At 27.4% G+C, this 2,808-nt stretch carries 4 protein-coding genes; 2 read left to right on the top strand and 2 right to left on the bottom strand.

Going from position 1 to position 2,808, the window contains the following annotated elements:
• Together WC356_07820 and WC356_07815 are read right to left on the bottom strand one after the other, a co-directional pair.
• Positions 1 to 711, bottom strand: a 711-nt coding sequence (locus tag WC356_07820) for an NHL repeat-containing protein (GenBank protein ID MFA5383050.1), incomplete at its 3' end; no start/stop codon positions are given.
• Between the two features lie 5 nt (positions 712 to 716).
• Positions 717 to 896, bottom strand: coding sequence for a TRAM domain-containing protein (locus WC356_07815; protein MFA5383049.1), 180 nt, complete (start codon positions 894 to 896; stop codon positions 717 to 719).
• 52 nt (positions 897 to 948) lie between these two features.
• Between WC356_07815 and WC356_07810 the strand changes: the two genes are divergently transcribed.
• On the top strand, positions 949 to 1,554 hold the full coding sequence (locus WC356_07810; protein ID MFA5383048.1) for a TIGR00296 family protein: 606 nt from the start codon (positions 949 to 951) through the stop codon (positions 1,552 to 1,554).
• Positions 1,551 to 2,249 (top strand): hypothetical protein, encoded by a 699-nt coding sequence (locus tag WC356_07805; GenBank protein MFA5383047.1) that lies wholly within the window; start codon positions 1,551 to 1,553, stop codon positions 2,247 to 2,249. The genes WC356_07810 and WC356_07805 overlap by 4 nt, the downstream gene beginning before the upstream one ends.
• Positions 2,250 to 2,808: the final 559 nt, after the last annotated feature.

Here is a 2,808-nt window from a genome sequence, read left to right as displayed (position 1 = left end):
TGTATCTGCTACAAAAACAAATTTTTCATTTACAAAAACTCCTTGTGGTTTATTTAATAAAACTCCCCCTCTTCCTTTACCAATATCTTGAAAAAATGTTAAATTTGAATAAAAAACTTCTATCCTATCATTTCCAGTATCTGCTATATACAATTGATTATCCGGCCCGGCAAAAATATCAGAAGGACTATCTAATTGACCGCTAAATCTTCCTAAATTTATATATGTTCTATTATATGATTCATCTTCATTGTGTATATACAATCTACTATTTTGATTATCTATTATATAATAATATCCATCAAGAAAAGTAATACCCCAAGGTTCAATAAAAAAATTTTTATCTTTAGAAAAAATAGATAATTTTGGTTTTTTATCATATACTTTTATTTCTCCTTCATTTGAATCACAAATGTATAAGACTCCCTCTTTCATATATAAACTTCTTGGTCTATATAATTCATTTGTGTGGTCATCAGAATCTCCTAGTTTTCTATAAATCTCATTATCTTCCATTATATAAACTAAATTTTCATCAGTATCTGAAATATATAAAATACTATTATCTACCCAAATACTTACAGGAGTATCAAAAACTTCATCTAAATCTTCATAATCTTCTCCAGTACCATTTATTGTTTTATAGAAAGTGAATTCTGCACTTATTAAAGGAATTAACATTAAAATAAAAACAAGATAAATAATTTTCATAAACTTCACCTTCCAATTGCATAATATCTTTTAATATCAATTATTTCAACTTTAATCTCTTCTCCTTGTTTAGCTTCTTTTACATATATGGGAAAATTTTCAAAATGACCTATACCTTCATTATTTCCAGTTATGGCAGTTATTTTTATTTTATATTTTTTACCTTTTTCAACAGGTATTTCCATATATGTTATTTAAAACCAAAAGTATTTATAAGTGTCTCTACATAACTAGTATATGGTTTCTGAATCTAACTCCTCTTATTTAATAGAATTAGCTAGAAAATCCATTTTTGAATACTTAGAGAATAATAAAAAGATAGAACCTATAAAAGAAGATAAAGAATTAAAAGAAGAAAAAGGAGTTTTTGTAACAATAAAATCATTTCCAGATGATGAATTAAGAGGACAGGTTGGATACCCTTATCCTATGGGTGAAATAGATAAAAACATAATTGACAACGCAATAAGTGCTGCTTTACATGATCCAAGATTTCCACATATTAAAAAAGAAGAATTAAACAATATTATAATTGAAATTAGTATATTATCAAGACCTGAATTAATCAAAGTTTCTTCTCCAGAAGAATATCCATCTAAAATAAAAGTAGGAAAAGATGGATTGATTATAAAATACGGGTCTACTTCAGGAGTTCTGTTGCCTCAAATCCCAATTGAATGGAATTGGAATGCAAAAGAATTTTTATGCAATACGTGCGAAAAAGCAGGGCTCCCTAAAGATATGTGGAACAGGCCGACTGTTGAAATTTATAAATTTCAAGCAGATGTATATAAAGAAACAGAACCAAATGGTAAAATAGTAAAAAATCATTTTTATAGGTGATTAAAATCAGAATTACAAAAATTAAAGATAAATATTTTATTGAAATTTCTAAAGAAACTGCAGATTACTTAGGGGGAAATATAAAAAGTACAAAAACAGATGAAGGACTTATTATAACAAAAGAAAAAAATAAATTAACTTTAAATGAATTTGAATTATTAAGAAAATTAAATTCTTTTAAATTTGAAAAAAGAACTCCAGAAAATGTATATAAAACCCTAAATTCAAATGAAAAAGAAGTACTTGAAGAATTAATAAAAAAAGGGTATGTTAAAATATATAAAGAAGGAAAATATACTAAAACAGGAGTGTATAGTATATCACAAAAAATATATTCAGAACTAACTGGAAAACAACCAGAAAAAAAACCTTCTTTAAAAAATGAATTTATGATTATTGATAATCAAGAAGAAGCACAAAATATTAGTAAACAACTAAAAGAGGAAATAAAAAAAGGTGAAATAAAAGGAATACGTGGATTTGATGGAAAATTTTATATTGCCTCTTCTGAATTTTATAATAAAAATAAGGACCTTATTCTTAAAATATTAGAAGAAAATAAAAATGGTTTAAAAATAAGTGAAATAGCGCTAAAAACTAAATTAGAAGAAAATGCATGTTTAGTAGTATTGCGCTTATTAGCAGAAGACGGCGAGATAATAGAAAAAGGAAAAAATGTTTTCAAGATAATTTAATTGCAAGATAATAACTATTTATATTTTTAATTAATTTTTTAGATATTTATTATATACTTAAAATTTTTGATTATTAAAAGTTAAAGAAACCAAGAAAGCCCTAGGTCATTCCACGCGGATTGTTGTAGTTGTTGAGATTGACCCTGTTGTAGTTGTCGTTGAGCCTACGAACAAGCGCGCATTAGTAGCCAATTTATTCTTTAATCACCTCTGCTTCAGGTTTCACAAACTGCGCTACTATCTGTTGCAGATGTATTTTATGCCTGAATTAAAAAACTAAATAATTCAGTCCTATAAGCTGGCATGTGGCCTTGGGCTAACAAGGCATTTTAATATTAATACTGAAGATTTATAATCTCTCCTTTTGCTTTAATTTTTCTTCTTAGCGTCTTTCTTCAGCTAACACCCCACGCGGAATGCCGCAGATGCAGAGATAGACCCTGCTGCAGCAGCCGATGAGCCTACGAACAAGCGCGCTTACTGCTGAATTCCTATTAAAACGATATAAATATCTTTTTGGTCCTTTTTCTCCTTCTTTTTCTGAGGTTGGTATTCCAGT

The organism is Candidatus Micrarchaeia archaeon, from assembly GCA_041653315.1.
In the GTDB taxonomy this organism is placed as follows: domain Archaea; phylum Micrarchaeota; class Micrarchaeia; order Anstonellales; family JAHKLY01; genus JAHKLY01.
Note: the sequence above shows the minus strand (reverse complement) of the source record. Positions and strands in the feature narration are given on the sequence as shown.